General features: G+C 69.5%; 2 protein-coding genes and 1 pseudogene. 2 read left to right on the top strand and 1 reads right to left on the bottom strand.

Annotation, left to right across the window (positions count from 1 at the left end):
- Nucleotides 1-1,446: pseudogene (locus CH341_RS28520) on the bottom strand (hypothetical protein); the annotation flags it as partial.
- Between the two features lie 254 nt (nt 1,447-1,700).
- Here CH341_RS28520 and CH341_RS28515 point away from each other — a divergent pair.
- Together CH341_RS28515 and CH341_RS28510 are read left to right on the top strand one after the other, a co-directional pair.
- Complete coding sequence (locus tag CH341_RS28515; protein ID WP_111422517.1) at nt 1,701-2,099, top strand: phasin family protein; 399 nt, start codon at nt 1,701-1,703, stop codon at nt 2,097-2,099.
- Nucleotides 2,100-2,912: 813 nt separating this feature from the next.
- Nucleotides 2,913-4,280, top strand: coding sequence for a pyruvate carboxylase subunit B (locus tag CH341_RS28510; RefSeq protein ID WP_111422515.1), 1,368 nt, complete (start codon nt 2,913-2,915; stop codon nt 4,278-4,280).
- Nucleotides 4,281-4,501: the final 221 nt, after the last annotated feature.

Raw genomic sequence — 4,501 nt, 5'->3', positions numbered from 1 at the left:
CGATCTGGCCGGGAAGCGGACGACGTTTTCGGGTGTGGCCGCCGCGGCCTGCGCGGCATCCCGGGGCCCTGCGGGATCCGGCCGGTCGGTGCTGCGGCGGGCCGGCGGCTCGGCCGTGGTGAACAGCGGCGCGCGCCGGAAACGGCCGACCTCGGCCAGCCGACCGACGTCGCGGCAGACGCCGAAACCCCGATATCCCAGATAGTTGCGGTTGCGGTCGTAGACCGGCAGGCCGGACAGCTCGACGTCGAGCCGATCCTCGCTGCCGTCGACCGGGAACGACACCGTGATGCCGCTCCAGGTGTCGTGGGTCTCGACGGCGCGGATCACCCGGCCGTCGGGATCGAGGCCGAGCGCCTCGGCGATCTCGTGCCAGGGGCGGCCGAGCGCCAGCGCGACGCGCGGGCCGATCACCTCGGTGAACTCGTCGGAGCCGAGCGTGAAGCGGCCCTCGGCATCCATCTGCCAGACGAAGCGCAGCGGGAAGCGGCGGTCGCCCTGCGGCACCTCGATGCGCAGCAGCGGGGTCTCGGCGCGATCGCGGGGACCTGAAATTTCGTCTGGAGTCCCAGTCACTTCGTCGTCCGCATCGGCCTGCCAGGCGGCCTCGTCGGCGGCGACGGGCGGCGGCTCCGCGCTGGCTGCGGCAGGCTCGTCGGACGACACGGCGGCCTCCGCGGGGGGCGGTTCCGGCGCCGATTCCGAGGCGATCTCAGCGGCTTCCGCCACCTCTTCCGGGGGCTCGGGGGGCGCCGGTGGCGTCACCACCTCCGGCTCGGCCGGAGGACTCGCCGCGAGGCCCGGCGGCAGCCGCACCAGCAGCACGGTCTCGTCACGCTCGCCGACCCGGACGATCTCGACCGGTCCGTGCGCAGTCTCGCCGACGGCGGTTCCGGCCCTCAGAGCGGCCCCGGAGAGTTCCGTCGGCACGACCGCGCCGATCTCGGAAGCCTCTGACATCAAAGACGAAGCCGCCGCGTTGGCGGCGACCATGCGGCCCTCCGGCCCGAAGCCCGCGACCGCATACGGATAGGACGAGCACAGCCGGCGGACCCGCTCGGCGAAGCTCAGCCGTGGGCCGGCGGGCTCCTGGGCGACGACCAGCACGGCACCGCGACCCGCCACCGCGACGCGGGTGCAGGCGCACAGGAGCGCACGGCCGAGCGGCGCGCCGAAACCGCGCAGCCGATGCAGCACCGTGGTGCCGGACGGATAGAGGGTCGCCCCCAGCCGGGCCACCTGAGCGACCATCTGGTCGCGCGGATCGAACCGCGATTGTGCAAGCGATGCAAAGGTTTGGGCACCGAGCACCGCGGCGCCCGCGGGGTTCGCCCACAGCAGCCGGGTGGCGTCCGTGCTCCACAGCCAGACCGGCGCCGCCGCGACGGCATGAGCCGCGAGGCGCTCGGTGTGGAGCGCGGTGAGGTCGTCCGACAGTTCTCCCATCCGATCCGCCCGCCTGCGACTCCGATCCGTATCGTAAACAAATCCCTAATAGATGTCGCCTTCGCGGGCGTCCACGACGCAGGACCGGTCGTCCCCTGCAACCCTCTGATAACCTTAACGGGATTCCGCCCTGCCTGCGACCGGGAGGAGACATATCGCGTACGGGTTGTCCCGATTTGCCTTTTTCATGTTGCAGTGCAATAATTCTCCCGTCCAAGGCGGCCCTGACGTGTCCGCCAGCACAGGAGAGGAAGATGATGAAAGCGACGACCCCGCCCTTCGAGATTCCTGCCGAAATGCGGGCCGTGGCGGAGCGCAGCGTCGAGCAGGCCAAGCTCGCCTTCAACAACTACATGCAGGCCGCCCAGGAGGCCGTCTCGACCTTCGAGGAGCGCGTGAAGGCCAGCCAGGTCGGCGCCCAGGGGATCAGCAAGAAGGCGATGAACTTCGCGGAACGCAACGTGATTACGGCCTTCGAGTTCGCCCAGAAGGTGGTCCAGGCGAAGGACGTGCAGGAGCTCGTGCGGATGCAGGCCGAGTTCGTCCAGACCCAGATCCAGGTGCTCGGCGAGCAGCTCAAGGACCTCGGCGAGACCGCCACGCGGACCGCCATGGACAGCGTCAAGGTGTCGGGCCGCAACGGCGCCGCCTGACCCTCGCGACAGCCCGGGCAGCCGCCCAAGTGCACCGCAATACGAATGCGTGGGCAGGAATGTTGCGGCGCACTCGTCCGGCCCGTCGACGCAATCGGTGCGGGTAGCGGCGGGCCCGAGACCCGGATTTCCCGGGTCGGCAGCGGTCGCGATTCGGCCGGGGCGTGTACCGCCGCGCCCTCGCCACCTCCTTTGCCACTCACCTTGCCACCGCCTTGCCGTTTCCCTTGCCGCCCCCTTGCCGCGACCTGGCCGCCCCCTCGCCGCCTCGCCCGAAAAATTCCGGGCGGCGGCGGGCGGCGCCGCCCTGGTGAGCGACTGGCCACGGTCGGCGGGTGGCCCGGGGGAGGCACGTCGAGCGACAGTCGGTAGTGGACCCGAATCATGTCGCCTGTCGGCCAGGCCTGCGGCCGGACCTGCGACCGGGCCCGCGATCGGCCGCCCGGACTCTCCCGGTCGTCGGCGTCCCCGCGGCGGACGATCGCGGGATCGCCGAACGCCGGGGCCTGCGCCGCCCGGCGGTGGACCGGACCCATCGCCTTGCGCGTCGCCGGCACACTTCGCGTCTCGCGAATACGACCCGGGCCCGGCCGCGCGTGCACCGCACACCGAGCCGCTCAGCATTAGTCCCGATCGCACAAGCACGTAACCGGCACCCGAAACCGTCGCTTCATGCCCGACTCGCGCATGATGCGGATTGCGTCGGCGGGGGCGGCCGCTATTAATCGGGCATCATTCGGACCGGCCCCGAACCCGCCTGCCCCCCGCAGACGCCGTGGCCCCTCGACGCTTCGCTAACCGCGGGAGTGCCTCGTGACGACCAAGAAGCCCCTCAAGATCGTCGAAACCGTTCTGCGCGACGGCCACCAGTCGCTCGCCGCGACGCGCATGCGCACCAGCGACATGATCCCGGTGCTCGAGCAGCTCGACGAGATCGGCTACTTCGCGCTGGAGGCCTGGGGCGGCGCCACCTTCGACTCCTGCCTGCGCTTCCTCGACGAGGATCCGTGGGAGCGCCTGCGCACGCTCAAGAAGTACATCAAGAAGACGCCGATCTCGATGCTGCTGCGCGGCCAGAACGTGCTCGGCTACAACCACTATGCCGACGACGTGGTCGAGACCTTCGTTCAAAGGATGGTCGAGAACGGCATCGGCCTGGTGCGCATCTTCGACGCGCTCAACGACGTGCGCAATCTCGAGACCTCGATGCGGGCCGCCAAGAAGGCCGGCGCCCACGTGCAGGGCGCGATCGTCTACACGATCAGCCCCTATCACACGACCGAAAATTTCCTGAAGGTCGCCCGCGACCTGAAGGAGCTCGGCGCCGACTCGGTGTGCCTGAAGGACATGGCCGGCCTGCTGGCGCCCTACACGGCCTACGATCTCGTCAAGACGATCAAGAGCGAGCTCGGCATCCCGGTCGACGTGCACTGCCACTACACCAGCGGCATGGCGTCGATGACCTATCTGAAGGCCATGGAGGCCGGCGCCGACGTGGTCGATTGCGCGCTCTCGCCGTTCTCGCTCGGCACCTCGCAGCCGGCGACCGAGGCGCTGGTGGCGGCGCTCGAAGGCCATCCGCGCGACACCGGCATCGACAAGGAGAAGCTCTATCCGATCGCCGACCACTTCCGGAAGGTGAAGAAGGATCTGGCCGACACCTTCAAGCTCAACACCGCCATCGACATCGACACCAAGGTGCTGAGCTTCCAGATCCCGGGCGGCATGCTGTCCAACTTCCTCAACCAGCTCAAGCAGCAGGGCAAGGCCGACAAGTATCCGGAGCTGATCGAGGAGCTGCCGCGGGTGCGCGCCGAGATCGGCTATCCGCCGCTGGTCACGCCGACCAGCCAGATCGTCGGCTCGATGGCGGCGTTCAACGTGATCTGCGGTCGTTACAAGATCGTGCCGCAGGAGATCAAGGATCTGGCCCGCGGCGCCTATGGCCGCACGCCCGCCCCGATCCAGGACGTGATGAAGGAGGTGATCGCCGGCCAGACGGTCATCGACCATCGCCCCGCCGACGACATCCCGCCCCAGATGGACATGCTCCGCCGCAAGCTGGCCGAGAAGGGCTACCCCGACGCGACGCTGGAGGACGTGCTCTCCTACGCGCTGTTCCCCGAGGTCGCCCTGAAGTTCTTCGCCTCCAACCGCGGCCCCGAGCTCGCCGCGGAGTGATCGGCCTGCAGGGTGGGTCGAGCGGAGCGACACCCGCGGCGCGGCGCCGGTCTTTCGGCGCCGCTGTTCTGATGCGCAGCGCAATTCGCGTTGCTCGTTGCGCCCTACGAAACATCCCTCCTCGTGGTGAGGAACGGCCGAAGGCCGCGTCCTGAACGATGAGGCCACGGTCCGCTGCGATCACCGTTTGACCGCCACGTCGCGCCCGACGACGAAGCGTT

The sequence above is a fragment of the Rhodoplanes roseus genome, from assembly GCF_003258865.1.
Taxonomy (GTDB): domain Bacteria; phylum Pseudomonadota; class Alphaproteobacteria; order Rhizobiales; family Xanthobacteraceae; genus Rhodoplanes; species Rhodoplanes roseus.
The sequence above is the reverse complement of the archived record's forward strand: the minus strand, read 5'-3'. Positions and strand labels throughout refer to the sequence as shown.

Bases quoted from the DNA above. Each gene is read 5' to 3' on its own strand.
- CH341_RS28515 (WP_111422517.1), top strand. From the start codon at position 1,701: ATGATGAAAGCGACGACCCCGCCCTTCGAGATTCCTGCCGAAATGCGG.